The 14,992-nt window shown below is 58.6% G+C and carries 13 protein-coding genes; 8 read left to right on the forward strand and 5 right to left on the reverse strand.

Features of this window, described 5'->3' with window-relative positions; translation table 11 throughout:
- Nucleotides 1-268: 268 nt before the first annotated feature.
- A complete protein-coding gene (locus tag GOW31_RS11880; protein ID WP_253283451.1) occupies nucleotides 269-1,030 on the forward strand; it encodes an NAD kinase in 762 nt (253 codons plus the stop codon).
- A gap of 240 nt (nucleotides 1,031-1,270) precedes the next feature.
- Here GOW31_RS11880 and GOW31_RS11885 read toward each other — a convergent pair whose 3' ends face one another.
- The 4 genes from GOW31_RS11885 to GOW31_RS11900 form a co-directional block, all read right to left on the reverse strand.
- Nucleotides 1,271-2,722 (reverse strand): amidase family protein, encoded by a 1,452-nt coding sequence (locus GOW31_RS11885; protein ID WP_171170315.1) that lies wholly within the window; start codon nucleotides 2,720-2,722, stop codon nucleotides 1,271-1,273.
- 89 nt (nucleotides 2,723-2,811) lie between these two features.
- Complete coding sequence (gene prpE, locus GOW31_RS11890) at nucleotides 2,812-4,701, reverse strand: propionate-CoA ligase PrpE (protein ID WP_171170317.1); 1,890 nt, start codon at nucleotides 4,699-4,701, stop codon at nucleotides 2,812-2,814.
- Between the two features lie 10 nt (nucleotides 4,702-4,711).
- Entirely contained in the window at nucleotides 4,712-4,942 is a 231-nt protein-coding gene (locus GOW31_RS11895) for a hypothetical protein (protein ID WP_171170319.1), read from the reverse strand.
- A 125-nt stretch (nucleotides 4,943-5,067) separates the two neighbouring features.
- The gene (locus tag GOW31_RS11900) at nucleotides 5,068-7,341 is read right to left on the reverse strand and encodes an NADP-dependent malic enzyme (protein ID WP_171170321.1); all 2,274 of its coding nucleotides are present in this window, start codon (nucleotides 7,339-7,341) and stop codon (nucleotides 5,068-5,070) included.
- A 185-nt stretch (nucleotides 7,342-7,526) separates the two neighbouring features.
- On the opposite strand from GOW31_RS11900, the gene GOW31_RS11905 reads away from it, so the two are divergent.
- The 7 genes from GOW31_RS11905 to upp all read left to right on the forward strand — a co-directional run bounded on the left by GOW31_RS11905 (nucleotide 7,527) and on the right by upp (nucleotide 13,914).
- Nucleotides 7,527-8,231, forward strand: a complete 705-nt coding sequence (locus GOW31_RS11905) for a hypothetical protein (protein ID WP_171170323.1) — start codon at nucleotides 7,527-7,529, stop codon at nucleotides 8,229-8,231.
- Nucleotides 8,194-9,297 (forward strand): cupin domain-containing protein, encoded by a 1,104-nt coding sequence (locus GOW31_RS11910; RefSeq protein WP_171170325.1) that lies wholly within the window; start codon nucleotides 8,194-8,196, stop codon nucleotides 9,295-9,297. Before GOW31_RS11905 ends, GOW31_RS11910 begins: the two co-directional genes overlap by 38 nt.
- Before the next feature lie 68 nt (nucleotides 9,298-9,365).
- A complete protein-coding gene (locus GOW31_RS11915) occupies nucleotides 9,366-9,782 on the forward strand; it encodes a cytidine deaminase (RefSeq protein ID WP_171170327.1) in 417 nt (138 codons plus the stop codon).
- A gap of 4 nt (nucleotides 9,783-9,786) precedes the next feature.
- Nucleotides 9,787-11,094 carry a thymidine phosphorylase gene (locus tag GOW31_RS11920; RefSeq protein ID WP_171170671.1) on the forward strand — a complete coding sequence of 436 codons (1,308 nt, stop codon included), beginning with the start codon at nucleotides 9,787-9,789 and terminating at the stop codon, nucleotides 11,092-11,094.
- Entirely contained in the window at nucleotides 11,091-12,302 is a 1,212-nt protein-coding gene (locus GOW31_RS11925) for a phosphopentomutase (protein ID WP_171170329.1), read from the forward strand. Before GOW31_RS11920 ends, GOW31_RS11925 begins: the two co-directional genes overlap by 4 nt.
- Nucleotides 12,299-13,285, forward strand: coding sequence for an adenosine deaminase (locus GOW31_RS11930; RefSeq protein WP_171170331.1), 987 nt, complete (start codon nucleotides 12,299-12,301; stop codon nucleotides 13,283-13,285). The genes GOW31_RS11925 and GOW31_RS11930 overlap by 4 nt, the downstream gene beginning before the upstream one ends.
- The gene (gene upp / locus GOW31_RS11935; protein ID WP_171170333.1) at nucleotides 13,282-13,914 is read left to right on the forward strand and encodes a uracil phosphoribosyltransferase; all 633 of its coding nucleotides are present in this window, start codon (nucleotides 13,282-13,284) and stop codon (nucleotides 13,912-13,914) included. The genes GOW31_RS11930 and upp overlap by 4 nt, the downstream gene beginning before the upstream one ends.
- A gap of 6 nt (nucleotides 13,915-13,920) precedes the next feature.
- Here upp and GOW31_RS11940 read toward each other — a convergent pair whose 3' ends face one another.
- Entirely contained in the window at nucleotides 13,921-14,934 is a 1,014-nt protein-coding gene (locus tag GOW31_RS11940) for a hypothetical protein (protein ID WP_171170335.1), read from the reverse strand.
- Between the last annotated feature and the right edge of the window lie 58 nt (nucleotides 14,935-14,992).

Raw genomic sequence — 14,992 nt, forward strand, 5'->3', positions numbered from 1 at the left:
GCTGACGACCCAGTTCCGACCTGATCGAGCCAAAAAGCTCGGGATCACGATCAGAAAGGGACTGGGTGAAAAATCCGGTATCACGAAGATTGGCGTTCATGGGCGCTCCACATGGCTGGGTAAAAATCTTGCGGATTTCCTATCGGAAACGCCACATTTGCAAAAGGCTTAAAGCGACGATTTGGCCCGCTGCGGCGTCAAGACTGGCCTATCGGGGAAAGGTATGTTTGTTTCGGAACCAAATGTGCAGCACCGGAAACCGGAAAACATGAAAAAAAGAATCGCCTTTCTTGCCAGTGAGGTCAAAGTGGCGCAAACGGCCCGGGATGCTCTGGTGTCCAAACACGGTAATGTGGCGCCCCGCGATGCAGATGTTGTGGTTGCTCTTGGGGGTGATGGCTTCATGTTGCATACCCTGCACAACATGCAGCATCTTGATACACCGGTATACGGGATGAACCGTGGCACAATCGGGTTTCTGATGAACGCGTATCACGAAGACGACCTGATGGCCCGCCTGGAGGATGCCGAGGAAGAGGTCATCAATCCGCTGGCGATGCGGGCGATGGATCAGTCCGGAAAGCTGCACGAGGCGTTGGCGATCAACGAAGTGTCATTGTTGCGGGCAGGCCCGCAGGCCGCGCGGCTGAAGATCAGCGTTGATGGCCGCGAGCGAATGGATGAACTTGTATGCGATGGAGCGCTGCTGTCCACAGCAGCGGGGTCCACGGCGTATAATTACTCGGCACACGGGCCTATTCTGCCGATTGGCTCGGACGTTCTCGCGTTGACCCCAATCGCCGCATTCCGCCCCCGCCGATGGCGTGGTGCCTTGCTGCCAAAAATCGCGAAGGTACGGTTCGATGTGCTGGATGCGGACAAGCGACCCGTTATCGTTGCCGCTGATTCCGTAGCTTTCCCAGACATTGACTGGGTCGAAATCCGGTCCGAGCCTACGATTTCACATCGCATTCTTTTCGACCCCGGGCACGGTTTGGAAGAACGACTGATTTCCGAGCAATTCACATAAAATTGCGTCTCTGTGAGGATTTTTTGAAACTGTGTGAAGCAGTTCACAGGGAATCTATTGGCAATTGGCTAATGTGAAATTGCCCGGAGAACACGCCAAGGTGGGAGTGAGTGGCCACCTGAACGGCGTATTCGAATGATTGCGCAGATTTTGCGCTGGCGAGGGTGGGTGGTGCTACGCTCGTCATCAGAAATCCGGGCTTATTTTAGCAGTCGGGCCCCGGGTACAATGTCCCGGGGTCTATTTTTTGCAGCCGCCCAGCAACTCTGATTTTTCCCAAAGCGGCAGGCACATTTGCCCCACGCGTGCCTCGATTGCCGCGGCCGCATCCACCGCCAGATCTTCGCGCCAACGCTGTGCCGCAATCTGAACACTGATCGGCTGTGGGCCCTTAGGCAATTCAGCCAGCCGGGCCGGGACACATGCCGCAGGCAGGCCCAGAAAGTTCATCGCATAGGAATAAACGGCGCACCCCAGAACCTCATGCACTCCATCGGCGCCTTCGGTGTCCCGGTCAGGTTTGAAGAACGGTTGTGGCAGGAAAGGCGACAGCACCAAAGGGTAATCCTGCAAAAACAGGGACCATTCCCGCGCATAGTGGCTTCGTTTGGCCAGCATCCGAACCATCTCGGTTTCGACAATTGGCGGGAATTCCTGAAAATACACCGCAAAGATATTCTGAATCGTTTTCGAACCAGCGGCTTCGATATCTGATTTCATAAGCGTCAGCACTTCGCCCATCAGCGTACGATAACCGATTCGACCGCATTCAAAAACGTCAGGCGGGTCAATCTCTTGCACCATATAGCCCGCATCGGTCAGTGCGTCCCGTGCCGTGTCTAGCGCTTTCTCGACCTCGGGGTGCAAGGCATAGCCGAATGTGTTCTTGGTGAAGGCTACCTTGACGGGCGCGTCGGGATCAGGACCACGCCAGGGCATCGGCACGTGAAACGGGTCACGCGCGTCGGCGGTGATCAGGCTGGGCATGGACAGATGCAGGTCAGCGGCCGACCGGGTAATCAGGCCCTGAACTGACATCGACTGCGCCAGCAAACCGCGTTCGACCTTCTGGCTTGGGTTCCATGCCGGGACACGCCCCAGCCCGGGTTTCACCGTCACGGCTCCGTTGGCCGCCGCGGGAAAGCGCAGGCTGCCGCCGATATCGTTGCCGTGGGCCAGCGCGCCGATTCCGGCCATGACCGCAGCGCCAGCCCCACCGGAAGAGCCGCCGGGCGAGATATGCCGCCCCCAGGGGTTGTGCGTACGGCCATACAGCGGATTGTCCGTGTCGGCGCGGAAAGAGAACTCGGGCGTGTTGGTCCGCCCGACAACAACAGCCCCGGCCTTTAGCAGATTGCTCACAACCGGGGCGTCATCCGGTGCAATCACATCCTTCAATGCGACGACACCGTTGGTTGTGGCGTGGCCTTTTTGGTCAACGTTCACCTTGATCGTGACCGGCACGCCATGCAGCGGACCCGTCGGTTTGCCGCCAGCCCGCGCATTGTCCAGCGCTTCGGCACGTTCCAACGCTTGCTCGCGCAGGTCTTCCACCACCGCATTCAAATGCGGGTTGACCTCATCCATTCGCTCGATCGAGGCCCGAACCGCCTCGGTCGCACTCAGGTCGCCGCGTCTTGTCAGGGTGGTCAGGTCTGTGGCGCTGAGACGCCAGATATCGGTTTGTGTCATGGGTCCTCACTGTCTTAACGTGACAGTAGAGGGGCTGCTTCCGGTTGCAAGAGAAGACAAAAAATGGGCGGCTAATGCCGCCCCTCGGGTTACTTGGCGTAACCGATTGTCTGCAAGGCCTCTTTGATCTCGTCAAGAATGGCTGGATCATCGATCGTTGCAGGCATTTTGTAATCCTGACCGTCTGCAATCGACACCATCGTACCCCGCAGGATTTTACCCGAACGTGTCTTGGGCAACCTATCGACGACGACGGCCAGTTTGAAGGCCGCCACCGGGCCGATCTTTTCCCGCACCATCTTGACGACCTCCTGAACCACGTCGCCATGATCCCGATCAGCGCCGGCATTCAGGCACAGGAACCCAACGGGCATCTGACCCTTTAGCTGATCCGATACACCGATCACCGCGCATTCGGCCACATCCGGGTGAGCGGCAAGCACTTCTTCCATCCCCCCGGTCGACAGACGGTGGCCCGCGACGTTGATGACATCATCGGTGCGGGCCATGATGTAAAGATATCCGTCCTCGTCGATCATACCGGCATCGCCGGTTTCATAATACCCGGGGAAATGTTCAAGATAGGATTTCCTGAACCGCTCCTCGGCGTTCCACAAGGTCGGCAGGGTGCCCGGAGGCAAAGGCAGTTTGACCGCGATGGCCCCCAGTTCGCCGGCTTTCATCGGGTGGCCGCCTTCGTCGAGAATTTGCACGTCATAGCCGGGCATCGGTTTCGCGGGCGAACCCAGCTTGATCGGAAGCTCTTCGATGCCCAGCGGATTTCCGGCGATGGCCCATCCGGTTTCGGTCTGCCACCAATGGTCGATCACCGGAACCTTCAGCGCATCCTGCGCCCAGATGATGGTGTCGGGGTCAGCCCGTTCCCCCGCAAGATACAGTGCCCGCAGATGAGACAGATCATACTTGGCGATCAATTCGCCTTTGGGGTCTTCTCGTTTCACGGCACGGATCGCCGTAGGGGCGGTGAAGAAGCTTTTCACCTTATGTTCAGAGATCACGCGCCAGAAGGTTCCCGCATCAGGGGTGCCGACCGGTTTGCCTTCGAACACAATCGTCGTGTTGCCGTGGATCAGGGGGGCATAGCAGATATAGGAATGTCCAACGACCCAACCCACATCGGATGCCGCCCAGAATACATCACCGGGATCAACGTCATAGATGTTCTTCATGGTCCAGTTCAGCGCCACCAGATGCCCGGCAGTGGGGCGCACGACGCCCTTGGGCGCCCCCGTGGTGCCCGAAGTGTACAGGATGTACGCCGGATCGTTTCCGTCGACGGGAACACATTCCGCCGGTTCGACACCGTACTGGAACCCGTGCCAGTTGTAGTCGCGCCCTTCGATCAGTTGCGCAACTTCCTGTTCGCGCTGAAAGATGACGCAGAAATCCGGCTTGTGCTCGGCAAGTTCGATGGCGCCGTCCAGAAGCGGCTTGTAGTGCACGACCCGGCCAGGTTCCAAACCGCAGGACGCCGCAATGACGGCTTTGGGTTTGGCGTCGTCGATACGGACCGCCAGTTCGTTGCTGGCAAATCCGCCGAACACAACGGAATGCACAGCGCCCAGACGAGCGCAGGCCAGCATCGCCTCAAGCGCCTCGGGGATCATTGGCATGTAGATGATGACGCGGTCACCTTTCTCGATACCTTTCGCCCGCAGCGCGCCGGCCAGATTGGCCACACGGTTGCGCAACTCGACATATGAAATCTCGCGTTTGGTATGAGTGATCGGGCTGTCATAGATGATGGCGGTCTGCTCGCCGCGCCCGTTTTCCACGTGGCGGTCCACGGCGTTCCAGCAGGTATTGACCCGTGCGTCGCTGAACCATTCATACAAAGGCGCGTTGTCGTCGAACAGAGCTTTGCTGGGTTCTTTGACCCAATCGATCCCCTTGGCGGCGTCCATCCAGAACGCTTCGGGGTTTTTCTTCCAACTGTCATAAACGTCCTGATACGCCATCTCGTCCTCCTCACAACGACTTGGTCTTTGTGTTAGGACCCAGAAAACTATCGGGCAAGCGCGTCAAATGACGACGCGTCAGTTTATCGCAAAATATTTGCAGTAATTCGCGCAACAGCTTGCAAATTTTTGCAAACTTCTTTTCCAGCATTGGATTTTCTGCGCCAAATAGGCCATTTTGCAAACTTGCAAACCCGACCATGCAAAAGATCACGTCCGAGGCGACTCGGCGCAATGCCAATTCGTCCTTCTTCCGCGTGCCCTATGGCTCCCACGGAGATGCAACGGCATATAGCAGTCAAAAGGTGAGAACTGTGTTAACCGCACCCCCGTGGGGGATGCGGTTTTGGGCGTCGGGCGACCGACTTACCCGTAATGCGCCACCGGCGTCCCCGCGATGGCAGCCATGTTCAGCAATCCGCGTGCGGTGATGGACGGGGTGACGATGTGCGCCTTGTTGCCCATTCCCATCAGAATGGGGCCAACTTCGATCCCGTCCGCTTTCATTTTCAGGATATTGCGCACGCCGCTGGCCGCATCCGCATGAGCAAAGATCAACACATTTGCCGCGCCCTGTAGGCGAGAACCCGGAAAAATCCGCGCCCGAAGATCCGCATCAAGGGCCGCATCCAGGTTCATTTCGCCTTCGTAGACAAAGTCGCGCGGTTTCTGGTCCAGGATGTCCAATGCTGCGCGCAGGCGTTTTCCCGATCCTTCCGCCTGATTGCCGAATTGCGATTGCGAACAGAACGCGATCTTGGGTTCGATCCCAAATCGGCGAACATGCCGCGCGGCGCCGATGGTGGATTCCGCCAGTTCTTCGGGCGTCGGCAATTGCCGGACATGCGTATCGGCGATGAACAGGGGGCCGTCTTCCAAAATCATCAGCGACAACGCGCCGTGCGGACGCAGGTTGCCATCGTCAAGCACCTGTTCAACATAATTCAGATGCCAGCGATACTCGCCGAACGTGCCGCAGATCAGGCTGTCAGCCTCGCCCCGATGCACCATGATCGCGCCGATGGCGGTTGTATTTGTGCGCATGATCGCCTTGGCCAGATCCGGGGTCACACCTCGGCGCTGCATGATCTGATGATACGAGTTCCAGTAATCGTAATAACGCGGATCATTTTCCGGGTTCACGATCTGGCAGTCTGTGCCCGGGCGAATGGTCAGGCCCAGTTTTTCGCATCGGGATTCGATGACTTCGGGGCGTCCGATCAGAATCGGTGTTTCCGTCGTTTCCTCAAGAATAGCCTGTGCAGCCCGCAGCACCCTTTCATCTTCGCCTTCGGCAAATACGATGCGACGGGATGCGACGGCCGCGGCCTCGAATACGGGGCGCATCAAAAGCGCCGACTTGAAAACAGACTGGTTGAGTTTTTCCTTATAGGCCTCAAGATCCCTAATGGGGCGCTTTGCGACGCCGCTTTCCATGGCTGCCTGGGCAACGGAAGATGAGACGACACCCACCAAGCGCGGATCAAAAGGTTTCGGAATCAGGTAATCCGGCCCAAAGGTCAGTTGCTCGCCCTTGTAGGCGGCTGCGGCCTCGGCGCTTGTCGTCGCGCGGGCCATTTCCGCAATGCCGTCGACGCAGGCGATCTGCATCGCGTCATTGATCTCGGTCGCGCCCACATCCAGAGCGCCCCGGAAGATAAACGGAAAGCACAATACGTTGTTGACCTGATTGGGAAAATCGCTGCGCCCGGTAGCGATGATCGCGTCCGGGGCTACCTCACGCGCGGCCTGAGGCAGAATTTCTGGCGTTGGGTTGGCCAGTGCGAAGATGATCGGACGATCGGCCATTTTCTGAACCATTTCAGGCTTCAGGACATTCGGGCCACTAAGGCCCAGAAACAGATCCGCATCGCCGATTACATCATCCAGAGTCCGCAATTCCGTTTTCTGCGCAAACTGCGACTTGTGCGGGTTCATATCCTCAGCGCGCCCCTCGTAGACGAGCCCGTGAATATCGCACAGCCAGATGTTTTCCTGTTTCACACCCAGTTTCACCAGCATGTTCAGGCAGGCAATCCCGGCAGCCCCGCCGCCGGTTGATACGACTTTGATGTCCGCAAAGGATTTCCCCGCCACATGCAAAGCGTTCTTGGCCGCAGCCCCGACGACAATTGCGGTTCCGTGCTGATCGTCGTGAAAAACGGGAATGTTCATACGCTCGCGGCACAGCTTTTCGACAATGAAACAATCCGGTGCCTTGATGTCTTCCAAGTTGATGGCCCCGAATGTCGGTTCCAGCGAGCAGACGATATCCGCCAGCTTTTCCGGATCAGGCTGGTCTACTTCGATATCAAAACAGTCAATGCCAGCGAATTTCTTGAACAGGACGGCTTTGCCCTCCATCACCGGTTTCGAGGCCAGCGCCCCGATATTGCCCAGACCAAGAACCGCGGTGCCGTTGGATACCACGGCGACAAGGTTGCCGCGCGCCGTGTACTTTTCCGCGTTTGCGGCGTCGGCTTTGATTTCAAGGCTGGCCTCGGCCACGCCGGGCGAATAGGCGCGCGCCAGATCGCGACCGTTGGCCATCGGTTTCGTGGCCTTGATCTCAAGTTTTCCGGGTTTCGGATGGGCGTGATAGTCAAGCGCGGCCTGTCGCAGGCTGGGGGTGTCAGACATTGAAGTTTCAGTTCCCTCTTAGAATTTGATTTAACATTAAACTATTCGTCCAAGCTTGGCTACGTTGCGTAATTTTGCCGACGTGGCGCAGTTGCACACCCGAAATGGGTTGAATTTTGACATATTTTTTTTACATCTAGGCAACTTTGCGAAACGAACAAACACTCAGGCAAGACGAAGCAGTAATGACTTTCAAGGCAAATGATCAGGTCGATGGCCTGTTCTCCGGTTCTGTGGCGGATACCGGAGTTGTGCGGCTAACCCTTTGGTTTGCGGTGCTGTCAAGTGTTGTGCTTCTTGGTGCTGTTGGCATCTGGCCAGAACAGGCACTGGTTTTCAATCAGGAAGGCGGGTTGTTTGAAACAATTTCCGCGGCGTGTTTGTTTGCAGCGGGTGTGGCCGCTTTGTGGCGATATCCGGGTGTCACCCGGCTGTATATCGGGCTGACATTACTGTTGTTGGCCGAGCGAGAGCTGGAAGCAGGCGTTTATCCTGAAGGCAGCTTGCCGTTCATGATCCTTGACGGGCTGGATTCGGTGCTGGACGTCACTCTGGTCAGGGTCTTGCTGGCCTGCGTTGTCCTGGGCGGTGTCATGTGGCATGGGATCCCGACGGGATGGCGTGCTGTCAAGCGGCGCGCGCCTTTTATGATCGTGTTCATTGCGGCCGGCTGTCTTGCCGTCATCGCTCAGCTTCTTGAAGAATTCACCGGGCTGCACGGCGAAGCTTTGTCGTCAGTTATGAAGGCGCGGCTTTTCGTGATGGAAGAAACGCTCGAGATGTTCTTTTCGATTGGCATTTTGGCCTCTGTTCTGATCGGATGGTCAAAATCGAGTTCTGACGAGACATCTCATGACAAAGACATCCGAGCCTTCCCGGACCCAAGCTGAATTTCGTTTGCCTACCCAGGAAATTCGAAACGACATCCCCTTTTATACCAAGGTGTTGGGGATGCAGATGGACATGATCTATCCCGCGGACGATCCGCGCGTCGCAGTGTTTTCAGGGCACGGTCTGCGGCTGCGGATTGAAAAAGACGCGCCCGAAGGTCCGGGAACATTGCGCATCCTGACAGATGACCCGGAAAGCTTTGCAGATGGCCAACGCGTTCTTGTCGCGCCGAATGGGACCCGGATCGAAATCGAAGAGCGTAACCCGCCGCTGGTGATGCCTGAAACGGTTCATTCCTTCGTGGTGCGCAGGCTCAAGGATCAGGCGCCATGGATCATCGGTCGGGCGGGGATGCACTATCGCGATCTGGTGCCGGATCGTCTAGGCGGATCGATCATCGCCAGCCATATCCGCATCCCGGACGGGGGTCCGGTGCCCGATATGGTGCATTTTCACAAAGTTGGGTTCCAGCTGATATTCTGCATTCATGGCTGGGTGGATGTCGTTTACGAGGATCAGGGAGAAAAAATGCGCCTGACCGCAGGGGATTGCTTTATCCAGCCGCCGGAAATTCGTCATCGCGTGCTCGAGGCGTCAGACAATGTTCAGGTCATCGAGATAGGTGTGCCAGCGGAACATGTCACGGAAATCGACCATGACAAGCAGCTTCCCACGCCGCATTTTCGCCCGGAACGTGAATGGCAGGGACAACGCTTTGTCTTCAACCAGGCCAAGGGCGCTGAATGGGTGCCATTCCGTCTTCCGGGTTACATCTGCCGCGATACGACGATTGCCGAGAACACCAAAGGGGTCGCTGGCGTCCAGGTCGTCCGCAAGGGGCAGGGCGATACCGAATGGGCCAGTCACGATACGGACATTCACTTTACCTTCGTGATGAACGGGGCGGTCACGCTGGAAGGCGAGGGGCGCGAGCCCTACCGGCTGGAGCAAGGAGACGCTTTTGTCATCCCGCCCGGGATGCGCACGCGCTTGTCCTCGCCCTCGGACAACATCGAGTTGCTGGAAGTCACCTTGCCCGGTACGTTCACGACAACGCTGGGCTGACGGAAAAACATTGGCTGGGGGCTTCAATTCCTCGGCCTTTTTACGTAACGATCCAAATTTCTGACCAGATGATCAAAAAACGGGGAATCGCCATGTCGCTCAAAGACGCTGCCTTGTCAGTCCGCGAAAACGCCTATGCGCCTTATTCGAATTTCAAGGTTGGCGCAGCGCTTCGGGCTTCGACGGATCAGATCTTTTCCGGGTGCAACGTTGAAAACGTGGCCTATCCCGAAGGCACTTGTGCCGAGGCCGGCGCAATCGCCGCGATGGTCGCCGCAGGAGAGCAGGAACTGACCGAGGTCTATGTGGTCGCCTCCAGCCCTCAGCCCGTGCCGCCTTGCGGTGGGTGTCGCCAGAAACTGGCCGAGTTTGGCAAGCGCGACGTGAAGGTTACCCTGGCAACCGTGGACGGTTCCGAATTCGAGACAACCATCGGGGATTTGTTGCCGGGCGCATTCGACGCGTCACACATGGAGGATGTCTGAACGCATGGATGCCCGCTCGATCATAGCAAAACTGCGCAGGCAGGAGGTGCCCGGTCGCGAGGAACTGATCTGGTTTGCGCAGGGGCTTGCGGATGGAAGCGTCAGCGACGCGCAGGCCGGGGCATTCGCCATGGCTGTCTGCATGGGCGGATTGGGCCCTCGGGGGCGTGCGGATCTGACGATTGCGATGCGCGACAGCGGTGACGTTCTGACCTGGGACGTGGATGGGCCGGTGATCGACAAGCACTCGACCGGAGGGGTCGGGGACAGCGTCAGCCTGGTTCTTGCTCCGGCGTTGGCGGAATGTGGGGCGTATGTCCCAATGATCTCGGGCCGGGGTCTTGGGCATACCGGCGGAACGCTGGACAAGCTTGAGGCGATACCGGGGGTCAGCACTCAGATCGGGCAGGACCGTCTTGCGCAGATTTTACGCGATACCGGCGCGGCCATCGTCGGGGCGACGGGCCAGATCGCGCCGGCAGACAAGCGCCTTTATGCAGTGCGGGATGTGACCGCGACGGTCGAGAGCCTGGATCTGATCACAGCGTCGATCCTGTCCAAGAAACTGGCCGCCAGCCCGGATGCACTGGTTCTGGATGTCAAAACCGGCAGCGGTGCTTTCATGAAAACGATGGAAGATGCCCGCAAATTGGCCACCGCATTGACCCAGACCGCAAACGCAGCAGGATGCCGCACGTCGGCGGTGATCACGGATATGAACCAACCATTGGCCCCGGCGTTGGGCAATGCCTTGGAAGTCGCGGAAGTGATGAAGGTGCTGACCATGTCGAATGCGTCTCCTTTGGCAGACATTTCCGCCGAGCTGGGGGGGGTCCTGCTGACCGATGCAGGAATGTGCGGAACGGTCGAGGAAGGGCGTGAGAAGATCTTTGAAATCATCCGTGACGGCCGCGCTGCCGAACGGTTCGGGCGCATGATGGCAGCGGTCGGTGGCCCGGTTCAGTTTGTCGATACCTGGGCCCGGTTCCTGCCTGAGGCGAATGTCATCCAAGAGGTTCCGGCCCTGCGGGACGGCTTCATCTCGGCCGTTGACGGAGAAGCTCTGGGTCTTGCCGTGGTTGCGCTGGGCGGTGGCCGTCAGGTCGAAAGTGATGAGATCGACCCCGCCGTCGGGATATCCAGTATTCTTCGGCTTGGGGATCGCGTGTCAAAGGGAGCGCCGATTGCAGTGATCCATACTGCTCGGGAAGATGCCGCGCGCAGAGCCGCAGAAACCGTGCTGAGCGCGATTGAGATCAGGGATAGGGCTCCGACGCTTCCGGATCTGATCCACGAAAGGATCAGCGTATGAGCCGTGCATTTCTCGTCGTCATGGACTCCGTTGGAATAGGCGGTGCGCCTGATGCCGATCGTTTTTTCAATGGCGGCGTCCCGGATAGCGGGGCAAATACGCTGGCCCATATCGCGCAGGCCTGTGCCGAAGGGCGTGCCGAAGACGGGCGCTCGGGCCCCTTGAACCTGCCGAACCTTGACGCGCTGGGTTTGGGTGCGGCTGCGCGACTGGCGTCTGGGGACGCAACCCCCGGATTGAACGCGAAACCCAATGGGCTGTGGGGCTACGCGCGCGAGCATTCGCCCGGCAAAGACACGCCCTCGGGCCACTGGGAACTGGCAGGTCTGCCGGTGCCGTGGGATTGGCACTATTTCCCGGATACGGTTCCGGCTTTTCCCGCGGACCTGAGCCGCGCAGCGGCTCAGGCCGCCGGGACCGAAGGCATCCTTGGCGATTGCCATGCCTCGGGCACGGCGATTATCGCCGAACTGGGTGCCGAGCATATGCGAACCGGCTGGCCGATCTGCTACACCTCAGCCGACAGTGTGTTTCAGATCGCAGCCCATGAAGAGAGTTTCGGGCTGGACCGTTTGCTGAACATGTGCCGCGCCCTTGCACCGCGCTTGCACGAGATGAAAGTGGGCCGTGTCATTGCGCGCCCCTTTGTCGGCTCGCCAGAGGCGGGATTTGAAAGGACTGCCAACCGCAAGGATTTCGCCATTCTGCCGCCCGCACCGGTTCTGACCAATTGGGTGCAGGATGCCGGGCGGAAGGTGCACGCGGTGGGCAAGATCGGCGACATCTTTTCCATGCAGGGTATCGACACGCTGCGCAAAGGGTCGGACGCTGAACTCATGCTGCACCTTTCAGATCTGGTGGATGACGCCGAAGAGGGCAGCCTGACTTTTGCCAACTTTGTTGAATTCGACAGCCTTTACGGCCACCGCCGCGATATCAGCGGTTATGCCCGAGCGTTGGAATGGTTCGATCACGAGATCGGCAAGATTCTGGCCAGGCTGCGCCCCGGCGACTTGTTGGTGTTGACCGCCGATCATGGCAATGATCCCAGCTGGACCGGGACAGATCACACACGTGAACAGGTGCCGGTTCTGATTTCCGGGTCGGGCACGGGGCAGATCGGCAAGGTGGACTTTGCCGATATTGCCGCCAGCATCGCCCATCACCTGAACATTCAGGCGCAAGGGCCGGGAAGGAACTTTCTATGAGCGTCGCCGATCTGCCGAAAATAGAACTGCACCTGCATCACGAAGGCGCCGCGCCGCCGGCATTCATACGTCAGCTTGCGCATGAAAAACGGGTGGACCTGAGCGGTATCTTCAAGCCGGACGGATCCTATGATTTCCGCGATTTCGCGCATTTCCTGAATGTGTATGAAGCTGCTTGCGAAGTCCTGAAGACGCCCGAAGACTTTCGGCGGCTGACATTGGCCATTCTCGAAGAAAGCGCCGAAAACGGTGTCGTCTATTCTGAGACTTTTCTGAGCCCTGATTTTTGTGGCGGCGGCGACCTGCACGCCTGGCGGGACTATCTGAACGCCATTCAGGACGCGGCGGACGAGGCCGAGCGCAAGTTTGACATCACCTTGCGCGGCGTCATTACCTGTGTGCGCCATTTCGGCCCCGATCAAGCCAAGCGCAGCGCCTATTGCGCGGCAGAGACTGCGGGCGACTGGATCACCGGTTTCGGCATGGGTGGCAATGAATCCGTTGGCACTCAGGGCGATTTCAAATGGGCGTTCGACTGCGTGCGCGAGGCCGGCCTGCGGCTGACGACACATGCCGGTGAGTTCGGAGGCCCTCAAAGCGTGCGCGATGCCGTCCGTGATCTGGGGGTCGAGCGCATCGGGCACGGTGTTCGCGCCATCGAGGATCCGGACCTTGTTCGCGAACTGGTCGACCGGGACATTACTCTTGAGGTCTGTCCGGGATCGAATGTGGTTCTGGGACTTTTCCCGGATTTTGCGACACATCCAATCGCGGCCCTGCGTGATGCGGGCGTGAAGGTCACCGTCTCAACGGATGACCCGCCATTTTTTCACACGACCATGCGGCGGGAATATGAAATGCTGAACGCAGCTTTCGGCTGGGAGGCCGAAGATTTTGCGGCCCTGAACGAAACCGCCCTGGAAGCGGCCTTTTGCGATGACGCCACCCGTGCGCGGGTCAAGAAAAGACTGGAGAAAACATGAGCGAACATCTGACCATCGTCGATCACCCTCTGGTGCAACACAAACTGACGCTCATGCGGGACAAGGGCACCTCGACCGCCGTGTTCCGGCAGTTGCTGCGCGAAATAACGCTTCTGCTGGCCTATGAGGTCACGCGCGAAATTCCGATGACCACGCGCCATATCGAAACACCGATGGAAGAAATGGATGCACCCATTCTGGCGGGCAAGAAAATGGCGCTGGTGTCGATCCTGCGTGCTGGAAACGGGATGCTGGACGGGGTGCTGGAGCTTGTTCCTTCTGCGCGTGTCGGCTTTGTCGGTCTGTATCGCGACGAACAAACGCTTAAGCCCGTGCAGTATTACTTCAAGGCACCCGAGAGCCTGAAAGACCGTTTGGTTATCGCGGTGGATCCGATGCTGGCCACCGGCAACAGCTCGGCTGCGGCGATTGACCTGCTGAAAGAGGCGGGGGCGACGGATATCCGCTTTCTGTGCCTGTTGGCCGCGCCGGAAGGTGTGGCGCGTATGAAAGAGGCGCACCCGGATGTGCACATCGTCACCGCTGCACTGGACCGCGAGCTGAACTCGAAAGGCTATATCATGCCGGGTCTGGGCGATGCGGGCGACCGGATGTTTGGAACCAAGTAAACCGGCTTATTCACCGCATATGTTTTGCAGCCGGACCCAATCACGGTCCGGCAACACCTGTTCCAGTGTCCGGCCGGCCATGGGATCAGCCTCGATCAGGCCCAATACTGACTCTCCGGTAATATCCTGAGCATAGGCGTAAGGGGTGGAAGGCAGGGCGCTTTGCGAGAACATCGCCAGCAAGTCTTCGTCCGGAAGGGAAGGTCGGGGCTGCGAGAGGACCTGTTCGGTATAGGTGTCGATGATCTCAGGTGTCAGTTCCCCGGTCGTCAACAGCCGAAAGGCCGAGGCCGCCCCGGTTCTGTCCAGCAGATCATCCAGCGGGTCGTTGAGCGCCGTCCGCGCGCGCTCTGCAACAACATAGCCTGCTGCGACAGCAGGGTCTTCGTGATCTTCAACCAGCGCCCGGTTCAACAGAACGGTGCCACCCGGCAAGCTGAGGCTGTCCTGAACGCCGGCGGGCAGAATAACGATCTGCCGTACGCCCGTACGACTGGCCAAGCGATCTAGTGAAGCCTGCGCATCCACGGAAGAACAGGCCGGTCCCGAGACGCGTTCGATCCGACGCAGGATCGTGTCTCCGATTTCCTGCCGTTTGATTTCGGGCACGACCGAGACAACATGGTTTTGCAACGCACCGGGCAGCCAAAACAACAATACGGCCAGAACCGCAGCCACAACGCCTCCGACGCTCATCCAGCGCAAACGGCCGGGATGGGGGCGCGAGCGTTCGATGGCACGTTGCAGCCGATCGATCGCTTCAAGCATCGTGGTTTCGGATTCTCCCAGTTCCAGTGTCTCATCCGGATCACCGTCGGGGCTAAAAACAGCCGGAAAGGCACCGGGGTTCTGCCGTTCAAGCGCCGCCAAAGACCAATGCGTCAAAGCCCTGTCATTGAAATCGGAAATGGTTAGGGTCGCCTCGCCAATCGATACCACGACTTCGCGCCGCTGTTCATCGGGCGAAGGGCGCCACAGACCGGTGGCTTCGATCCGCTGGTACTGTTTCAGGGCCGTCATCTGGTTGGGGTCTGCTCGAAATTGTTTTGCCGCAGCTTAGCATGGTGAAAACGCCGTG

The sequence above is a fragment of the Ruegeria sp. HKCCA0370 genome (assembly GCF_013033705.1).
In the GTDB taxonomy this organism is placed as follows: domain Bacteria; phylum Pseudomonadota; class Alphaproteobacteria; order Rhodobacterales; family Rhodobacteraceae; genus Ruegeria.